This window comes from Pseudomonas sp. BIGb0176 (assembly GCF_024810175.1).
Taxonomy (GTDB): Bacteria; Pseudomonadota; Gammaproteobacteria; order Pseudomonadales; family Pseudomonadaceae; genus Aquipseudomonas; species Aquipseudomonas protegens.
Map to the genome: position 1 here is coordinate 365,633 of NZ_JANUEC010000002.1, position 18,564 is coordinate 384,196.

Here is an 18,564-nt window from a genome sequence, read left to right on the forward strand (position 1 = left end):
TGGGTGGTTATTGTCGGTCAATCCTGCCACAGCACGGCTTCGCTGCGCTCGCTCCAGGCTTGAAAACTGCCGCCATAGGTGGCTTCGATCACATTGCGCTTGATCTTCAGGGTTGGAGTGAGAAAGCCGTTTTCCACCGCCCAACTGTCCTTGACTACCACCAGCCGATGCAGCCGCTCGTGCTTGTCCAGGCTGCCATTGACCTGGGCCAGCAGGCTTTCCAGGCTGCTGTGCAAGCCTTCCCGGGCACTGCCGGCGGCGGCCTGCGCACCCGCAGCCGAAAGCACGCACAGGCCCAGGGGGGCAATCAGCCCGTCGCCCACCACGCACACCTGCTCGATATGGGCATGCACCGCCAGGCGGTTCTCGATGGGCGCCGGGGCCACGTACTTGCCCTTGCTGGTCTTGAAGATCTCCTTGAGCCGGCCGGTCAGGCGCAGGTTGCCGGCGGCATCCTGCTCCCCCTTGTCGCCGGTGCGCAGGAAACCATCCTCGGTAACGGTTTCGGCGGTCTTCTGCGGGTCCTTGAAATAGCCCAGCATAGTGGCTCCGCTGCGTACCTGAACCTCCCCCGCCTCGTCGATGCGCACCTCGACTTCCGGGCAGGGCCGGCCAATCCAGCCGGGCACATGCTCACCGGAGCGGCCGATATGGGAGTAGCCGCAGCTCTCGGTCATGCCGTACACCTCCAGCACGTCCAGCCCGAGGCGTCGATACCAGTGCAACAGGGTCTGGGGCACCGGTGCCGCTCCCGACAGCGCCACCCGCAACGCGTCCAGCCCGAGCCCGCTCAGCACCTTGTGGCCGACACGCTTGCCGATAAAGGGCAGGCCCAGGAGAAAATCCAGGCGCTTGGCCGGCACCTTGCTGTAGACCCCCATCTGGAACTTGGTCCAGATCCGCGGCACGCCAAACAGCGCGGTGGGCCGGGCTCGCTGCAGGTCGGCGAGGAAGGTGTCCAGGCTTTCGGCAAAGAACACCGTCTGCCCGGTATAGATCGCCGCCATCTCGACAAACATGCGCTCGGCCACGTGGCACAGGGGCAGGTAGGACAGCAGCCGGTCCTCGGGGCCCAGGCCGAACATCTGCACACCATGGCTGGCGGCAAAGCCCAGGTTGCCGAAACTGTGCATCACGCCCTTGGGCAGCCCAGTGGTGCCGGAGGTATAGATGATGGTGGCCAGCTGATCGGCCGCAGGGCTCGGGCTATCCTCGATCGGCGGACAGCGCTGCAGGTCCTCCCAACTGAAATCGAAAGGGCCTTCGGGGGCCAGGGGCAAGCGGATGGTGGGCAGCCCGGCCTTGATCCCGAGCGCCATTTGCGGCCAGTCGTCCAGCTTGCCGATAAAGGCCAGGGCCGACTCGGAATGCTCCAGCACCTGGGCTACCGACTCGGCCGTGAGATTGGGATACAACGGCACCGAGACATGCCCGGCGATCCAGATCGCCAGGTCGGCAATGACCCAGTGCGCGGAGTTCTTGCCAATGATTGCAATGTGGCTGCCGGAAGGCAGCTGGCGCTCGCGCAGCCATTGGGCGGCACGCCGGGCCTGCTGGCCCACGTCGAACCAGTTCAGCTCCTGCACCTGCCCGCCGGCACTGGGCTGGACCAGAAAGCGCTGCTGGGGATGACGAGCCTCGCGCTCGTAGAACACTTGCAGGGGCAAACGAAAAGCAGCAGACATGACTCGCTCCTTTGTTCTTATTCTGTTCGCGACACCAACCAAGCACTTGCTTGGTGGACTATTCCACGCACAAAGGAGCGCTGCAAGTTAAGAAATGTAGCGGATCGCAACCGGGGATCGGTGGGTTCGAGACAACAACGGCGGCCCGGGCATGCCCTGCCGCCGCGTCCATCAAGAGTGTGTCACGGCATTCAAGGTCATCAGCCCTGCCAGGGGCCAGTCGCCTTCGAGCTCCGCCAGGCTGGCGGTGTTCATCGGCTGCGGATCACGCAGGTGGCCGTGCTGCAACAGGCCGATCAGGTTGCCCACCAGGGGTTGATGGCTGACCAGCAGCAGGTTGTCGGCACTGTCCAGTTGCTCCAGCACCTGCAGCGGGTTGGCCTCGGGGGTGAGCCAGGGCACGGTGCGGATCTCGCCTTCGAACCCCAGGGCCTCGCGCACCAGCTGTGCAGTCTGCTGGGCACGTACATAAGGGCTGGCGAGGATCGCGGCGATGGACTGGCCGATCAGGTGCGCGGCACTGCCCAGCACTTCCTCGCGACCGTGGGCCGTGAGGTTGCGCTGGGCATCGGTCGGCGCATGGGACTCGGCCTGGCCGTGACGCAGCACCCACAGCTTCACAGCTTGGGCTCCTCGTCACGCACCGGGTGAGGCGCTGGCGGCACGCTATGGGGAGCTTCGCCTTCAGGCGCCCGGGGAGCGGGCCAATCGGTGAACGGCCAGGGTTTCTGTTCGGTATGGAAGCTGCCGAAACGGCCGATCTGCGCCAGGAACTGGCTCAGGCTATCGCCGAAGTTCATCAGGCCGGCATTCGGCGCGCCGTAGATCAGGCGATAGATCAACTGCACCAGCACCAGCGCGCCCAGGAGAAACTGCGCCACCTGCCACACCAGCACGAATATCAGCATCCACAGCACCCGCAGGAGGATGGACTCGTATTTGGCTTCGGAATTCGTATCGTTCATGTCTGGCTCCTGTGCTGCTCAGTTGAATCCGCTGGTGGAGATAAAGTCGACGTCGGTTTTCGGCTCGCCGCGCATCAAGAGCTCGATTACCTGGTTCAGCGTACGCCCTTCGAACAGGATCGCGTGCAGGCCGGCCACCAGCGGCATGTAGACCCCCAGCTCCTGAGCCTTGACCTTGAGCACCTTGAGGGTGTTGACGCCCTCCGCCACCTCACCCAGGCGGGTCACCGCCTCTTCCAGGCTCAGGCCCTGGCCCAGGGCAAAGCCCACCTGGTAGTTGCGGCTCTTGGGCGAGGAACAGGTGACGATCAGGTCGCCGACCCCGGCCAGGCCGAGGAAGGTCATGGGGTTGGCGCCCTGGCTCACGGCAAAGCGGGTCATTTCCGCCAGCGCCCGGGTAATCAGCATGCTCTTGGTGTTTTCCCCCATGCCCAGGGCCACCGCCATGCCGGCGATGATCGCGTAGACGTTCTTCAGCGCCCCGCCCAGTTCCACACCGAAGCGGTCGGCACTGGCATACACACGGAAGGTGCGGCCGTGCAGCGCGGCCTGGACCCGCTGACAGAGCTCTTCGTCTTCACTGGCGACCACGGTGGCGGTCAGGGCGTGCTCGGCCACTTCCCGAGCCAGGTTGGGGCCGGAAAGTACGCCGATGCGCGCTTGCGGGGCGATGTCCTGGAGGATCTCGCTCATCAGCTTGAAGGTCTGGGCCTCGATGCCCTTGGTCAGGCTGACCAGCAGCTTGCCGCGGAGCAGCTCGGCGTGGGGCGCCAGCACCGAGCGCAGGGCGCTGGAGGGCAAGGCGACAAAGCACAGGTCACTGTCATTGAGGGTGGCCAGCAGGTCGGTGACCGGCTCCACCGCCGGATGAATCTTGATGCCCTTGAGATAGCGCGGATTCTCGCGGTTGACCCGAATGGCCTCGGCCTGCTCGGGGTCGCGCATCCACTGCCGCACCCGATGACCGTTCTCGGCCAGCAGATTGGCCACGGCGGTACCAAAACTTCCGCCTCCCAGGACCGCAATAGGGCGCTGTTGTGTCATATGCAATCCGTTAATCCATAGCAGTGGCGATGGCGGCATTATACGGGGCGGTTTTCTCACCACCAGCCCCAGGGGCCATTCAGGCAACCTGTCGGGAACACGTGGAGTCATTCGGGGAATGTCGGGCTTATCGACTGGAAAACTCGACTATCTCGGTTAACATGCGCGCCTTCCATCAAGATTCAAGGCTGTGTCGTGTCCGCTGGCCCCTCACCTCTTCGTCTGTCGCTGCTGCTGGGCATGCTGTTCGGCCACTCGGTGCTGGCCGACGATCTGTTCCTGGACGGCACCGCCCTGCCCGAGGTCCTCACCGCCACCCGCCTGAAACAGTCACCTGCCGCGGTTCCCGGCAGCATGACGGTGCTCGACAACGAGTTGATCAAGGCCAGCGGCGCCCGGGACATCAGCGAACTGCTGCGCCTGGTGCCGGGGATGATGGTCGGCGCCATCAGCGGCAACCAGGCCACGGTCAACTACCACGGCACCAACGCCAGCGAAGCCCGGCGCATGCAAGTGCTGATCGACGGGCGTTCGGTGTATCGCGCCGGCCTGGCGACGGTGGACTGGAGCGATATCCCGGTGGCCATGGAAGACATCGAGCGCATCGAGGTGTTTCGCGGCCCCAATACCGTCAGCTACGGCGCCAATGCGCTGATGGCGGTAGTCAACATCATCACCCGCGCCCCGGCCAACAGCCATGGCACGCGGGTCAAGCTGACCCGGGGCCAGCGCGGCATCAGCGACTGGTACGCCAGCCAGGGTACCGGCTGGGAAACCGGCGACCTGCGCCTGTCGCTGTCGGGGCAGGAAGATGATGGCTTCGACAAGAATCACCTGGGGGCCGACTACCGCGACAGCAAGCGCTTGAACCGCTTCAGTCTGTCCGTGAGCCAGATGCTCAATGAACAGCAGAGCATCGACTGGCAGTTGAATGCCAAGGAAGGCACCAACCAGCGGCCCTATACCTATCAGCCGGTGTTCCACGGGGTAACCCAGCAAGGCAACAACTCCGATGTGGTGGCCAAGGATTACGCCGGGTCACTGCGCTGGAACCTGGAGCTCAATCCACAGCACAGCCTTTATATCCAGGGTTCGGCCCAGCACTGGGACCGCCAGCAGACCTGGCGTGCCTGCGACGCGGCAATTTCCTTCAGCCCCGAACTGACACGCCTGTGGCAACTCAACCCGAACTACGCCGAGCGCCTGGCGCGCCACATGCCCGATTATTTAAGCGCGGCGCCCGGTGGAACCCCGACGGAACAGGCATTGGCCAACCAGGTCATCGACCAATGGAAAACCGGCGGCAAGAATACCGTCTGCGGCAACATCGACCAGAGCTCTCGGGAAACCCGCTACGACCTGGAACTGCAGGACACCCTGAGCCTCAGCGACAACCTGCGGCTGGTCAGCGGCATGAACTATCGTTACGACCGGGCCGACTCCGAAACCTACTTCAACGGCACCCTCGACGACACCACCTGGCGCCTGTTCGGCCAGCTGGAGTGGCGGGCCAGCGAACATTGGCTGATCCAGGGCGGGGCTATGTACGAAGACACCCAGCTGACCGGCAACTCCCTGACCCCGAGGATCGCGGTCAACTACCTGATCAACCCGCGCCACGGCTTGCGGGCGGTGTATTCGGAAGCCATCCGCTCCCCGGACATGTTCGAGAACAACGTCAACTGGAGCTACCGGGTCACCGGCCTGAGTACCCCGGTCTACGGCCAGAACAGCGCCCAGTACTTCGTCAAGACCCGTGGCCCCGGCAACCTCGACCAGGAGCACATGCGTTCCCGGGAACTGGGCTACAACGGTTACTTCGTCGACCAGGCGCTGAACCTCGACATCAAGCTGTTCTATGACGAAATCACCGGGATGATCAGCGAGCCGCTGCGCAACAACCAGTACATCGCCAGCAACAGCAACGCCTCGCGCTTCGCCGGTACCGAGAGCCAGCTGGACTGGCAACTGAGCCGCGCCGACCGCCTGCGCCTGACCTACGCCTACGTCCATGCCCAGGCCAGCAACCGCCTGGACCAGCGCCTGACCGCCAGCAACAGCGGCTCCGCCGGCTGGCTGCGCAATTGGGGCCAGGGCTGGTCCAGCGCGCTCTTCTACTATGGCGACAGCGCCCTCAACGGCTACCGATTCGAACGGGTCGACACCCGCATCGCCAAGCGCCTGGCCCTGGGCAGCAAGACCAGCCTGGAACTGGCCGGCACCCTGCAGCAACGGCTCGACCACCAGCCCACCACCTTCGCCGACAATCTCTACGACTCGCGCCACGTGGTCTACTTCAGCGCGGAGCTCGAGTTCTGACATGGGCCACTGTCGGCCCTGGAAGGCCCTGCGCATACATCGTCGCCTGTGCCTGTGCCTGCTGGTACTGGGCATGCTGCTGGGCAACCCGTTGTGGGCGGCCGATGTGCTGCTCACCGCCAGCGACGACAACAGCAGCGTGCGCACCTTCACCGAAGAACTGGCCGCCCAGCGCCCCCGGGACCAGGTGCGCTTCGTCCCCCTGGCCCAACTGCCGCCGCCGGGCCAGTTGCCCGGCAGCACGCGCCTGATCCTGCTGGACCCGCAAAGCCTCGACTGGCGCCTGCAAGATCCCTTGGGCCCGCCGACCCTGGTCCTGCGCATCAGCCGCCTGCAGGCCCAACAGCGCCTGGCGCAAAGCCCTCATCCACGGTTGAGCCTGCTGTGGAGCGATCCGCCCCTGGAGCGCCAGTTACGCCTGATCCGCAGTGTTCTGCCGCAGGTGCGCCGGGTGGGGGTGCTGTACAGCGCCGACAGTCAGTTCCTGCTCAAGGAGCTGCACCTGGCCGCGCAAACCCTGAACATGGAAATCATCGCCGAACCCTGGGACAGCACCAGCGACAGCCGCCCGCTGCAGAACCTGCTGCGCAACAGCGAAGTGCTGCTGGGCCTGGATGATCCGAAGCTGTACAACCCGAAAACCGTGAAGAACCTGCTACTGAGCAGCTACGCCCGGCAACAGGCGCTGATCGGCCCCAATGCCGGCTTCGTCCGGGCCGGCAGCCTGGCCAGCACCTACAGCGACCAGCAGGACTGGCTGCAGACCCTGGACAGCCTGCTCGACCAACCGCCGGCTCGCTGGCCCCGTGCGCTATACCCGACGGCTTTCAAAGTACTGAGCAACCCACAGGTGGCACGCTCGCTGGGCATCGAGGAAATCGACCCGCAGGCCGTTGCGCGCCAGTTGAGTGAAGGAGAGAAGCACCCATGACATTGCGTCGCCGATGGGATATCCAGACCCGCACTCAGCTCATCAGCCTGGGCCCGGCCCTGCTCCTGACCCTGCTGCTGATCAGCTTCTTTACCTTCGTGCGTATCCAGGACTTGCGCCAGGAGCTCAACCACACCGGGCAACTGATCGCCAATCAACTGGCGCCAGCCACCGAGTACGGGGTGATCTCCGGCAACAACGAGGGCCTGGAGAGCCTGCTGCAGGCAACCCTGGCCACACCTCATGTGCACTTCCTGGAAGTGCAGGACAGCGCCAACAACATCCTGGTGTACGTGGAACAGCCCTCGGCCAGCCACAACCACGCGCAGCAGATCAAGGTATTCCAGGCCCCGGTACGCCTGCAGCGTATCCAGGTGCACAACGACTTTCTGCAGAACGACCCGGCCAGCGTGGCCGCCCAGGGCGATGGTTACCTGGGCCGGGTGATCGTCGGCATGTCCAACGACGCCTTCAGCCAGCGCCAGCAGGAAATCCTCCTCAAGGCCGCCATCCTCGCGCTGTTCGCCCTGCTCTTCACCTTCCTCCTGGCCCGGCGCCTGGCGGCCGGCCTGGCACAGCCGATCCGCGCCATGGGCGATGCGGTGAAGGCAATCCAGGAAGGGGATTTCAAGACCCCGCTGCCGATCGTCGACGATGGCGAGCTGGGCAACCTGGCCCGGCACATCAACAACCTCGCCGCCGGCCTGGAACTGGCCAGCCGCGAGCAGCACCAGGCCATGTCCCAGTTGATCCAGACCCGGGAAGAGGCGGAACGGGCGAACAAGGCCAAGTCGGATTTCCTGGCGATGATGAGCCACGAGCTGCGCACACCGATGAACGGTGTACTGGGCATGCTGCAACTGCTGGAAACCACCCAGATGACCCAGGAACAGAGCGAGTACGCGGCGCTGGCGTCGGAATCCACCGAACACCTGCTGAAGGTGATCAACGACATCCTCGACTTCTCCCGCATCGAACGCTCGGCCCTGGAACTGGAGCACATCCCGTTCAACCTTGCCGAACTGATCACCAGCTCGGCCCAGGCCTTCCAGCACAGCGCCCTGCAACGCGGCCTGGACTTGCAACTGCGGCTGCCGCCGGGCATGGAGTCGCTGCAGGTCAAGGGCGACCCGACGCGAATCCGGCAGATCCTGGTCAACCTGATCGGCAACGCCCTGAAATTCACCGAGCAGGGCAGCATCACCATCGAGCCCCAGTGGCAGGCCCTGGATCACGAACTGCTGTGGTTCACCTGCGCAGTGCGCGACAGCGGTATCGGCATCAGCCCGGCCAGCCTGGAGCTGATGTTCGACGCCTTCCAGCAGGCCGACAGTTCGATTTCCCGTCGCTATGGCGGCACCGGCCTGGGCCTGCCCATCGCCCGCACCCTGGCCGAGCGCATGGGTGGCACCCTGCGGGCCCAGAGCGAGGAAGGCCGAGGCTCGGTGTTCACCCTGGAAATCCCCCTGGCGCTGTTCCAGCAGAGCCTGCCGGTACTGGCCCCGCGGGTGAGCAGCAATCAGCACTCCGGTGAAGGCCGCAACGTGCTGCTGGTGGAAGACAACCCGGTGAACCAGACCGTGATCCAGGCCATGCTGCGCAGCCTGGGGTTCACCGTGAGCATCGTCACCGACGGCGCCCAGGCGGTCCGCAGTGCCGAAAGCCTGATCTTCGAGGCGATTCTGATGGATTGCCGACTGCCGCTGGTCGACGGCTATGAAGCCACCCGGCAGATCCGCCAACTGCCCGGTTGTGCCGATTTACCGATCATCGCCCTGACCGCCAACGCCTTGCAGGGCGACCGTGAAGCCTGCCTTGCAGCGGGCATGAACGACTACCTGGCCAAGCCTTTCAAGCGCGCGGATCTGCAGCAAATTCTCCAACGTTGGGTGCAATAACCGGCTATTTTCCAACAGCTACGACTGGCGTCATGGGCGAAAGTGCGGCAGTCTTAGGCACCCGACGGGGCCCTGAAAAGGCCCTCAAAAAAAATTTCAGTGCACAAGTGTACATTCATGCCCTTTGCGCTGTGACTTTCACTACAACGCAATAGTCTATGAGTAGGCTGCCGGCTCGAGGCATGAACGCTTCGATCGGCCGGGAAGATTTGCCCAACCCTGCCGCACGGGACTATTGAGGAGCTCGCATGACCAAACAAAACGCCTTTACTCGGGAAGACCTGCTGCGCTGCAGTCGCGGTGAGCTGTTCGGCCCAGGTAACGCGCAACTGCCCGCCCCCAACATGCTGATGGTGGATCGCATCACCCATATCAGCGAAGAGGGTGGCAAGTACGGTAAAGGTGAGTTGGTCGCTGAGCTGGATATCACTCCAGACCTGTGGTTCTTCGCTTGCCACTTCGAAGGCGACCCGGTGATGCCAGGCTGCCTGGGCCTGGATGCCATGTGGCAACTGGTGGGCTTCTTCCTCGGCTGGCAGGGCTTGCCGGGCCGCGGTCGCGCACTGGGTTCGGGGGAAGTGAAATTCTTCGGCCAGGTCCTGCCGACCGCCAAGAAAGTCACCTATAACATTCACATCAAGCGCGTGCTCAAGGGCAAGCTGAACATGGCCATCGCCGATGGTTCGGTCAGCGTTGACGGCCGCGAAATCTATACCGCCGAAGGCCTCCGGGTCGGCGTGTTTACTTCAACTGACAACTTCTAAGGGTTATCCGCATGCGCCGCGTCGTTATCACAGGTCTTGGCATTGTTTCGTGCCTGGGCAATGACAAAGAGACCGTCTCCGCTAACCTGCGTGCAAGTCGCCCTGGCATCCGCTTCAACCCGGAATATGCCGAAATGGGTCTGCGTAGCCAGGTTTCCGGCTCCATTGACCTGAACCTCGAAGAGCTGATCGACCGCAAGATCTATCGCTTCGTCGGCCACGCGGCGGCTTACGCCTACCTGGCCATGAAAGACGCCATCGCCGACTCCGGCCTGAGCGAAGAACAAGTGTCCAACCCGCGCACCGGCCTGATCGCCGGCTCCGGCGGCGCCTCGACCCTGAACCAGATGGAAGCGCTGGACATCCTGCGCGAGAAAGGCGTCAAGCGCGTTGGCCCATACCGCGTTACGCGGACCATGAGCAGCACCGTTTCCGCCTGCCTGGCCACCCCGTTCAAGATCAAGGGCCTGAACTACTCCATCGCTTCTGCCTGCGCCACCAGTGCTCACTGCATCGGTACCGCCATGGAACAGATCCAGATGGGCAAGCAGGACATCGTCTTCGCCGGTGGCGGTGAAGAAGAGCATTGGACCCAGTCGTTCCTGTTCGACGCCATGGGTGCCCTGTCCACCCAGTACAACGAAACCCCGGAAAAGGCCTCCCGCGCCTACGACGCCAAGCGTGACGGTTTCGTCATCGCCGGCGGTGGCGGCATGGTGGTGGTCGAGGAGCTGGAACACGCTCTGGCCCGTGGCGCCAAGATCTACGCGGAAATCGTCGGCTACGGCGCCACTTCCGATGGCTACGACATGGTGGCTCCAAGCGGCGAAGGTGCAATCCGCTGCATGGAAATGGCCATGTCCACCGTCGACACCCCTATCGACTACCTGAACACCCACGGCACTTCGACCCCGGTCGGCGACGTCGCGGAAATGAAGGGCGTGCGTGAAGTGTTCGGCGACAAGGCCCCGGCCATCAGCTCCACCAAGAGCCTGTCGGGTCACTCCCTGGGCGCTGCCGGCGTTCACGAAGCGATCTACTGCATGCTGATGATGGAAGGCAACTTCATGGCCGGTTCGGCCAACATCGACGAGCTGGATCCGGAAGTGGCCGATATGCCGATCCTGACCAAGACCCGCGAAGACGCCACCATCAACACCGTGATGAGCAACAGCTTCGGCTTCGGTGGCACCAACGCCACCCTGGTCCTGAAGCGCTGGCAGGGCAAGTAAGCCCCACCGCTTCGCCGAATGAAAAAGCCCCGACCGGTTCGGGGCTTTTTTTCGCCTGCCAGAAGGCTCAGACCGAGAAACGCGCCACCATGCTGTTCAGGTCCACCGCCAGGCGCGACAACTCCTGGCTGGCCGCACTGGTCTGATTGGCCCCGGCGGAGGTCTGCAAGGCCAGGTCGCGGATGTTCATCAGGTTGCGGTCCACCTCCCGCGCCACTGCCGCCTGCTGCTCCGAGGCGCTGGCAATGACGATGTTGCGCTCATTGATCTGGGTGAAGGCCGATGCGATTTCCTCCAGCGCCTGTCCTGCCGCCTTGGCCACCTCCAGGGTCGAATGGGCGCGGTTGTTGCTCTGCTGCATGGAACTGACGGCCTGGTCGGTGCCCTGCTGGATACCGCCGATCATCTGCTCGATTTCCTGGGTCGACTGCTGGGTCCGATGAGCCAGGGCCCGGACTTCATCGGCCACCACTGCGAACCCGCGTCCCGCATCCCCGGCCCGTGCCGCCTCGATGGCCGCGTTCAACGCCAGCAGGTTGGTCTGCTCGGCAATGGAACGGATCACCTCCAGTACCTTGCTGATGCCATAGACCTTCTGCGCCAGATCCTCCACCTGGCTGGCATTGGCCGTCACGTCCTGCGCCAGCGACTCAATCGAGAGCACCGTCTGGTGCACCTGCTCGCGCCCGTGCTGGGCGATGCGGTCGGACTCCCGCGAGGCCTCGGACGTGGCCACTGCGTTACTGGCCACCTCCTCCACCGCTGCGGTCATCTGGTTTACCGCCGTGGCCGCCTGTTCGATCTCCAGGCTCTGCTGATGCAGGCCACGGGTCGCATCCTCGGTGACACAACTGAGCTCTTCCGAGGCCGAGGCCAGCTGGCTGGATGAATCGGAGATGCGCCGGATGGTTTCCCGCAGGCTGTGCTGCATGGCCTTGAGCGCGTGCAGCAGCCGCGCCGGCTCGTCCCTGCCGGTCACCGTGATAGTGCCGGTCAGATCGCCGCCGGCCACCACTTCGGCCACATTCAACGACTGCGCCAGAGGCAGGACGATACTGCGGGTCAACAACAGGGCCAGGCCGATGGTAACCAGCGCCGCCAGGGCAATCATGCCGATCACCCATACCCGCGACTTGCTGAACACCGCCTGGGCCAGATCGGTGGCATGGGTCGCGCTTTGCTTGTTCAGCTCCACCAGCTCGTGCAGGGTCGCGGCCATCTCATCGGCCAGCTGGTTCATTTCGCCATTGACCACCTTGACCGCTTCCTCCAGCTGGTTCTGGCTGGAGAGCTGCATGACCCGTTCCTGGCGTTGCAGGTACTGTTTTTCGATGGTCTTGAAACGATCGAACAGGACCCGCTCCTGGGGCAGGAGGATCAAGGATTCGTAGCGGCTCTGGGCAACCCCCAGGACACTCTTGATCTCGTTGATCTTGTTTTCGTTCTGGGTGATCGCCTGCGGGTCGCGATTGATCAACAGCCGCAGGGTCAGGGCGCGAATGCGCAGCAGGTCCTGGTTCATTTCCCCTACGGACATCACGCTGGGCAGCCAATTGCTTTCCACTTCATCGGACTGCTGGCGCATATTGCCCATCTGCATCAAGGCGAATGCCCCCAGGGCAAACACCATCAACGCCAGCAAGCCGAAACCCAGGCTCGCCCGTAACGCAATGTTCAGACTTCTAAGACTCATTCCTCTGGCTCCTTCCTAGAGCGCTGCAAGAACTTGCAGCAGGGTGCTCTTAGACGGTATCGGGCCATTGGAAAATTGCGTAAGACAAAAACGTGATATCAAAACGCCCTAGCACTCCAATACTTGGGCGTAAAACGATTCAGCGCACAGAAAATCGCTGTTCTGCCAACAATCGGTCGCCCTGGAAGACCATGAAACGCCACTCGCCCGGGACCACCTCATGGCTTTCGGTGAACTCATAGGCCATCACATCCTGGGGAGCGTTAGGCACCAGTTTCTGAGTGATTTCGAACTTGTCATGACGTACCCCGTCCGGCGTACGGATGCCCGGCGTCAGGTAAAGAAGAGTCAGGGGCTGATCTTCGGCCACCTTGCCCAGCAACTGGTAACGCATGCCGAACTTGGTCCCCAGCCTGGCGGGCACCACAGAAGTCTGCTGGATCTTCTCGTTGCTGCGGCGCAGCACCCGCTCCCCCGATTGCAGCTCGGCCTTGGGACCTTCGAACACGCCGTATTCCACCGGCCCTTCGACACGGACTTCGGCGCTGGCCAGGCCACTGAAGATCATCAGCGCCGCCAGTGCGCTTAAACGAGTGAGGTGCATATCGCGCTCCTTGATTGAGATGGCGCGAGCTTATGAAGCAGGCATGACAGGCTGATGACAGTCTGGCGCCTGCTAGGGACGATGGTTGGCGGGAAGGATGGCGAGGAAATTGTCATGGGCCACCTTGCGTGCCACCTCCTGCGGCAAGGCGTCAAGAAAGCCATCGAACCCCCGCAGCTCGCTCCCCAGCTTGTTGAAGCGCCCGACCACGTCCGAACCCAGCATGAAGCGCTCCGGGAAGCGCTCCACCAGCTGCAGCCAGGCCGGGTCGGGGTTGCCCTGCTTATCCAGCAGATAGGGCGTGAGCAGGCTCCAGGACAGGTCGATGTAGAGGTTGGGGTAGCTCTCCAGCAGCCGCGTCAGGGTCGGCAGCAGGAACTCCAGCCGGGTCTGGTGACGATGGATCTCGGCACTGGTGCCGGCATGGGCCCAGATAAAACGCGTATGGGGGTGATTGCGCAGCGGCTCTTCGATTTCCGCCAGGTACAGCGGATTGCGCTCGCGCTTGGAGGTGATGTTGGAGTGCAGCATGACCGGCAGGTCGTTCTCGGCCGCCAGGTGATAGACCTTGGTCATCGCCTCGTTATTGGCCCGCGGCGTGTCGCCGGCGGTCAGCGCGGTGAGATCGTCGTGCCGGGTGAAGACCTCGCCGATGCCCTGCCACAGCCCCGGGTCGAGATCGAGCATGCGCTGGATATGCGCCGCGGAATTCTTGTCGTTGGGGTTGAACCCCGAAAGGAACGGATGAAAGCGCCGGCGCTGCTCGGCCGGCAGCTTTTTCACCGCGGCGGCCACCAGCACGTCGGTGGCGCTGTACCAGTAGGCCGCGGCATCGTCCCCGGCGTAGTAGCGCGGGCGCTTGGGCTCATCCTCGTGCCATTTCTTGGCCACCGGAATCCCGGCAATCATCACCTGCTCGATGCGGTTGTCATCCATGGCCTTGAGCAAGGCTTCCATGCCCGCGGTTTCCTGGAAGAAGTCCACGTAATGCAGGTGTGCGTCGCTGTACACATAGTCACGCGCCTGCGCCACCGCCAGCGGCAGCGTCAGCAGCGCCCACAAACAGCTTGCTTGAACAGGATTCCAGCGCACCGGGCCGCCTCCCATGGATCGAAGCAGGATAGACCGCGACGCCGAGCCGCAGGTTCAGAAAAAGGGGAACGCCCGCGCTTCGATATGCTCTATAACTTCAGCACCCTTACAGCCTGATCCTTATTCATCACTGCCTGAGGTTTGCCATGACCATCACCGTCAATACCGAGTCCAGCGAAGGTTTCCGCCACAGCATCCAGGTCGACGACCACCAGTTGTTCACCGACCTGCCCAAGTCCGCCGGTGGCGAAGGCACCGCCCCCGAGCCCCATGACTACTTCGATGCCGCCCTGGGCGCCTGCAAGGCCCTGACCCTCAAGCTCTACGCGCAGAAGAAGAACATCCCGCTGACCGGGGTCACCGTGGAGATCAAGCACGACAACAGCGAAGAGCAGAAAGGCAAGTACGCCCTGCATGTGAAACTGACCCTCAAGGGCGTACTCACCGACGCCCAGCGTGATGAGCTGCACCGGGTGGCCGACCGTTGCCCGATCCACAAGCTGATGACCACCAGCGAAGTCAGCATCGAGACCCACCTCTCCGAAGGTGCCTTCAGCCAGTAGCGGCAAGGCTGGCACAAGCGGGTTATGCTCCCGGGCATAACCCGATCAGCCTGGAATCCGCCATGAACTCCCCCCTCGTGATCCGTCCCCGTGCCGAGGACGTTGAAGGCCAACCCATCCTGCGCCCCCTGCCTTCGGCCCAGTGCCGCAGTGTCGGGCCTTTCGTGTTCTTCGACCACATGCTGGAAACCCGCTACCCGCCGGGCAAAGGCATGAATATCCGCCAGCATCCGCATATCGGCCTCTCCACCCTGACCTACCTGTTCGCCGGGCAGATCCAGCACAAGGACAGCCTGGGCTCCGACCAGATCGTGGGCGCCGGGGACGTCAGCTGGATGACCGCCGGCAGCGCCATCGCCCATGTCGAGCGCACGCCAGCACTCTTGCAGGCCCAGGGGTTTGCCATGCACGGCCTGCAGGTCTGGCTGGCCTCGCCCAAAGAACAGGAGCAGGGCCCGGGGCACTACAGCCATCACCCGGCCAACAGCCTGCCGGTGAGCGACAACCTGGGGGTGAGCATTCGGATGATTGCCGGCAGCGGTTTCTGCCTGCAGTCGCCGGTGCCGGTGCTCTCCCCCACCCTGTATGCCGAGCTGCGGCTGCAGACCGCCACCAGCCTGCTGATTCCCACCGAGCATCAACAGCGTGCGCTGTATGTACTGGAGGGCGAGGCACAACTGGACGGCGAGCCATTACCCGTGCACTCGCTGGTGGTATTGCCAGAGGGGGAGAACGCCACGCTGTTCGCCGAGAGCGATTGCCATGCGGTGCTGATCGGCGGCGCCGCCCTGGACGGCCCGCGGCGGATCAACTGGAACTTCGTCGCCAGCGATCCACTGTTGATCGATGAAGCTCGCAGACGCTGGGCCGCCGGGGACTGGCCGCAGGTGCCGGGAGAAAGCGAGCGCATCGAATTGCCACCCGCCCGCCACTGATCGGTAGGGACCGGTTTGCCGGCGAACAGGCCCGTGAATCTGGCGTTGCTCTCACTGACGCCTTCGCTGGCAAGCCAGCTCCTACGGGATCAGGGTCGGTGGGTCAGCCGCTAAAGACTTCGTCCAGCAGGTAATGCATGGTGGCGAAGGCCCGGGCCGAGGTCTTGGCGTCGTACATCATCTTGCCCGGCAGGTTGGCGTGGGTGTCGGTGAAGGAATGCACCGCGCCACCGTAGCTGACCAGTTGCCAGTCCACTCCCGCGGCGTCCATTTCCGCTTCGAAGGCCGGCAGTTGCTCCTTGGCCACGAACGGGTCCGCCGCGCCGTGCAGTACCAGTACCGAGCCCTTGATGTTGTTGGCATCGGCAGGGTTGGGGGTGTCCAGGGTGCCGTGGAACGACACCGCCGCCTTCACCGGCGCGCCACTGCGGGCCAGTTCCAGGGCGCAGCAGCCGCCAAAGCAGAAGCCGAAGGTGGCCAGCCTGGAGGTGTCCACCGCGGCTTCGCCCTGGCTCTGCAAGGCCGCAAAGGCCGCCTGCATGCGCTTGCGCAACAACGCCCGATCATCCTTGAGCGGCATCATCGCGGCACCGGCCTGGCTCGCATCGCCGGGGCGCAGCGACTGGCCATACAGATCGGCGATCAGCACCACATAACCCTTGGCCGCCACCGCCTCGGCGATCTTCTCCGCGCCGGCGCTGACACCCATCCAGTTCGGCGCCATCAGCAACCCCGGACGCGCAGCTTTATGGGCGGCATCGAAGGCCAGGCGGCCTTCATAGGGCTGGCCATCGATCTGATAGACCACGGAACGCACTGTGATTTGACTCATGACTCAGCTTCTCCAGTAGGGGGACACCAGAATGAAAAAACCCGCCGAAGCGGGTTTTTCTTGCAACGTGGTTAAACCGACAGCTCCACCAGCAGCTTGTTCAGCCGGCGCACATAGGCCGCCGGATCCTTCAAGCTGTCACCGGCCGCCAGGGCCGCCTGATCGAAGAGAATGTGCGACAGGTCGCCAAAGCGCTCTTCGCTCTGCTCGCCGTCGAGTTTCTCGATCAGCGGGTGAGTCGGGTTGAACTCGAAGATCGGCTTGGAATCCGGAACCTTCTGCCCGCTGGCTTCAAGGATCTGACGCATTTGCAGCCCCAGGTCCTGCTCGCCAATGGCCAGGATCGCCGGCGAGTCGGTCAGGCGGTGGGAGACCCGCACTTCGCTGACGCTCTCGCCCAGGGCGGTCTTGATCCGCTCAACCAGGCCTTCCTTGGTCTTGGCGACTTCCTCGGCAGCCTTCTTGTCCTCTTCGGAGTCGAGGTTGCCCAGGTCCAGGTCGCCGCGCGCCACGTCGACAAAGCTCTTGCCGTCGAACTCGTTGAGGTAGCTCATCAGCCACTCGTCGATACGGTCGGTGAGCAGCAGCACTTCGATGCCTTTCTTGCGGAAGACTTCCAGGTGCGGGCTGTTCTTCACCTGGGCGTAGGATTCGCCGGTGAGGAAGTAGATCTTGTCCTGGCCTTCCTTGGCGCGAGCCAGGTAGTCGGCCAAGGAGACATTCTGCTCGCCGTCGTCGCCCTGGGTGGAGGCGAAGCGCAGCAGGCCGGCGATCTTCTCCTTGTTGGCGAAGTCCTCGGCCGGGCCTTCCTTCATCACCTGGCCGAAGTTCTTCCAGAAGCCCTTGTATTGCTCGGGTTCGTTCTTCGCCAGTTTCTCCAGCATGTCGAGGACACGCTTGGTCAGCGCCGACTTCATCGAGTCGATGATCGGGTCTTTCTGCAGGATTTCCCGCGAGACGTTCAGCGACAGGTCGTTGGAGTCCACCACGCCCTTGATGAAACGCAGGTACAGCGGCAGGAACGACTCGGCCTGATCCATGACGAACACGCGCTGCACGTAGAGCTTGAGGCCCTTGGGCGCTTCACGCTGGTACAGGTCGAACGGCGCGCGAGCCGGTACGTAGAGCAGCGAGCTGTACTCCAGCTTGCCTTCGACCTTGTTGTGGCTCCAGCTCAGCGGGTTTTCGAAGTCATGGGCGATGTGCTTGTAGAACTCCTGGTATTCCTCGTCCTTGATCTCGGTACGCGGACGAGTCCACAGCGCGCTGGCGCGGTTGACGGTTTCCCACTCCAGCGCAGGTTTCTCTTCGCCTTCAGCGGCAGCGGCTTCTTTGGGCAGCTCGATCGGCAGCGCGATGTGGTCGGAGTACTTCTTGATGATGTTGCGCAGGCGCCAGCCATCGGCGAACTCGTCTTCACCGGATTTCAGGTGCAGGACGATGCGGGTACCGCGCTCGGCCTTGTCGATGGTCGCAACTTCGAACTCGCCTTCGCCCTTGGACGACCAGTGCACGCCTTCGCTGGCAGGCAGGCCGGCACGGCGGCTGAACACTTCAACCTGGTCGGCCACGATAAAGGCGGAGTAGAAGCCGACACCGAACTGACCGATCAGGTGCGAATCCTTCTTCTGGTCGCCAGTGAGGTTCTTCATGAAATCGGCGGTGCCGGATTTGGCGATGGTCCCCAGGTGGGTGATCACATCTTCTCGGCTCATGCCGATACCGTTGTCTTCGAGGGTGACGGTTTTCGCGTCCTTGTCGAAGCTCACACGGATTTTCAGTTCGGCGCCACCTTCCAGCAACTCGGGCTTGGACAGGGCTTCGAAGCGCAATTTGTCGACGGCGTCAGAGGCGTTCGAGATCAATTCGCGAAGGAAGATTTCCTTGTTGGAATACAGCGAATGGATCATGAGGTGCAGCAGTTGCTTCACCTCGGTCTGGAAGCCCAGGGTTTCCTTTTGAGTTTCCACACTCATGGTCATCAAACTCCAATCAGATGGCATTGGC

General features: G+C 63.2%; 16 protein-coding genes and 1 pseudogene. 7 read left to right on the forward strand and 10 right to left on the reverse strand.

Annotation, left to right across the window (positions count from 1 at the left end; translation table 11 throughout):
- Positions 1-17: 17 nt before the first annotated feature.
- From M2395_RS12520 to M2395_RS12535, 4 genes are all read right to left on the reverse strand, one after another.
- The gene (locus tag M2395_RS12520; RefSeq protein ID WP_077933605.1) at positions 18-1,685 is read right to left on the reverse strand and encodes an AMP-binding protein; all 1,668 of its coding nucleotides are present in this window, start codon (positions 1,683-1,685) and stop codon (positions 18-20) included.
- Positions 1,686-1,856: 171 nt separating this feature from the next.
- Complete coding sequence (gene sixA, locus M2395_RS12525) at positions 1,857-2,306, reverse strand: phosphohistidine phosphatase SixA (RefSeq protein WP_077933604.1); 450 nt, start codon at positions 2,304-2,306, stop codon at positions 1,857-1,859.
- Positions 2,303-2,650, reverse strand: coding sequence for a DUF4389 domain-containing protein (locus M2395_RS12530; protein ID WP_077933603.1), 348 nt, complete (start codon positions 2,648-2,650; stop codon positions 2,303-2,305). Before M2395_RS12530 ends, sixA begins: the two co-directional genes overlap by 4 nt.
- 18 nt (positions 2,651-2,668) lie before the next feature.
- Complete coding sequence (locus M2395_RS12535) at positions 2,669-3,694, reverse strand: NAD(P)H-dependent glycerol-3-phosphate dehydrogenase (RefSeq protein ID WP_011060071.1); 1,026 nt, start codon at positions 3,692-3,694, stop codon at positions 2,669-2,671.
- A 195-nt stretch (positions 3,695-3,889) separates the two neighbouring features.
- On the opposite strand from M2395_RS12535, the gene M2395_RS12540 reads away from it, so the two are divergent.
- The 5 genes from M2395_RS12540 (at position 3,890) to fabB (ending at position 10,838) form a co-directional block, all read left to right on the forward strand.
- The gene (locus tag M2395_RS12540; protein ID WP_123430252.1) at positions 3,890-6,013 is read left to right on the forward strand and encodes a TonB-dependent siderophore receptor; all 2,124 of its coding nucleotides are present in this window, start codon (positions 3,890-3,892) and stop codon (positions 6,011-6,013) included.
- Position 6,014: 1 nt separating this feature from the next.
- Positions 6,015-6,944 carry an ABC transporter substrate-binding protein gene (locus tag M2395_RS12545; protein ID WP_123430251.1) on the forward strand — a complete coding sequence of 310 codons (930 nt, stop codon included), beginning with the start codon at positions 6,015-6,017 and terminating at the stop codon, positions 6,942-6,944.
- Positions 6,941-8,842: an ATP-binding protein gene (locus tag M2395_RS12550; RefSeq protein WP_015634677.1), complete on the forward strand. Its 1,902-nt coding sequence runs from the start codon at positions 6,941-6,943 to the stop codon at positions 8,840-8,842. Before M2395_RS12545 ends, M2395_RS12550 begins: the two co-directional genes overlap by 4 nt.
- 248 nt (positions 8,843-9,090) lie before the next feature.
- Positions 9,091-9,606, forward strand: a complete 516-nt coding sequence (gene fabA, locus M2395_RS12555) for a 3-hydroxyacyl-[acyl-carrier-protein] dehydratase FabA (RefSeq protein WP_011060067.1) — start codon at positions 9,091-9,093, stop codon at positions 9,604-9,606.
- Positions 9,607-9,617: 11 nt separating this feature from the next.
- Positions 9,618-10,838, forward strand: a complete 1,221-nt coding sequence (fabB, locus tag M2395_RS12560; protein WP_011060066.1) for a beta-ketoacyl-ACP synthase I — start codon at positions 9,618-9,620, stop codon at positions 10,836-10,838.
- Between the two features lie 67 nt (positions 10,839-10,905).
- On the opposite strand, the gene M2395_RS31815 is transcribed toward fabB, so the two are convergent.
- From M2395_RS31815 to M2395_RS12575, 4 genes and pseudogenes are all read right to left on the reverse strand, one after another.
- The gene (locus tag M2395_RS31815; RefSeq protein ID WP_404940410.1) at positions 10,906-11,769 is read right to left on the reverse strand and encodes a methyl-accepting chemotaxis protein; all 864 of its coding nucleotides are present in this window, start codon (positions 11,767-11,769) and stop codon (positions 10,906-10,908) included.
- Positions 11,761-12,531 (reverse strand): annotated as a pseudogene (locus M2395_RS31820) (MCP four helix bundle domain-containing protein); the annotation flags it as partial. The gene M2395_RS31815 and the pseudogene M2395_RS31820, both read right to left, overlap by 9 nt.
- Positions 12,532-12,670: 139 nt before the next feature.
- On the reverse strand, positions 12,671-13,135 hold the full coding sequence (locus M2395_RS12570) for a DUF3859 domain-containing protein (protein WP_015634675.1): 465 nt from the start codon (positions 13,133-13,135) through the stop codon (positions 12,671-12,673).
- Positions 13,136-13,207: 72 nt separating this feature from the next.
- Complete coding sequence (locus tag M2395_RS12575; protein ID WP_123430250.1) at positions 13,208-14,242, reverse strand: amidohydrolase family protein; 1,035 nt, start codon at positions 14,240-14,242, stop codon at positions 13,208-13,210.
- A 131-nt stretch (positions 14,243-14,373) separates the two neighbouring features.
- Here M2395_RS12575 and M2395_RS12580 point away from each other — a divergent pair, with 131 nt between their 5' ends.
- Positions 14,374-14,790 carry an OsmC family protein gene (locus M2395_RS12580; RefSeq protein ID WP_011060062.1) on the forward strand — a complete coding sequence of 139 codons (417 nt, stop codon included), beginning with the start codon at positions 14,374-14,376 and terminating at the stop codon, positions 14,788-14,790.
- A 62-nt stretch (positions 14,791-14,852) separates the two neighbouring features.
- On the forward strand, positions 14,853-15,725 hold the full coding sequence (locus tag M2395_RS12585) for a pirin family protein (RefSeq protein WP_015634673.1): 873 nt from the start codon (positions 14,853-14,855) through the stop codon (positions 15,723-15,725).
- A 103-nt stretch (positions 15,726-15,828) separates the two neighbouring features.
- Here M2395_RS12585 and M2395_RS12590 read toward each other — a convergent pair whose 3' ends face one another.
- The gene (locus M2395_RS12590; RefSeq protein WP_015634672.1) at positions 15,829-16,557 is read right to left on the reverse strand and encodes a dienelactone hydrolase family protein; all 729 of its coding nucleotides are present in this window, start codon (positions 16,555-16,557) and stop codon (positions 15,829-15,831) included.
- A gap of 71 nt (positions 16,558-16,628) precedes the next feature.
- Complete coding sequence (gene htpG / locus M2395_RS12595; RefSeq protein ID WP_011060059.1) at positions 16,629-18,533, reverse strand: molecular chaperone HtpG; 1,905 nt, start codon at positions 18,531-18,533, stop codon at positions 16,629-16,631.
- Between the last annotated feature and the right edge of the window lie 31 nt (positions 18,534-18,564).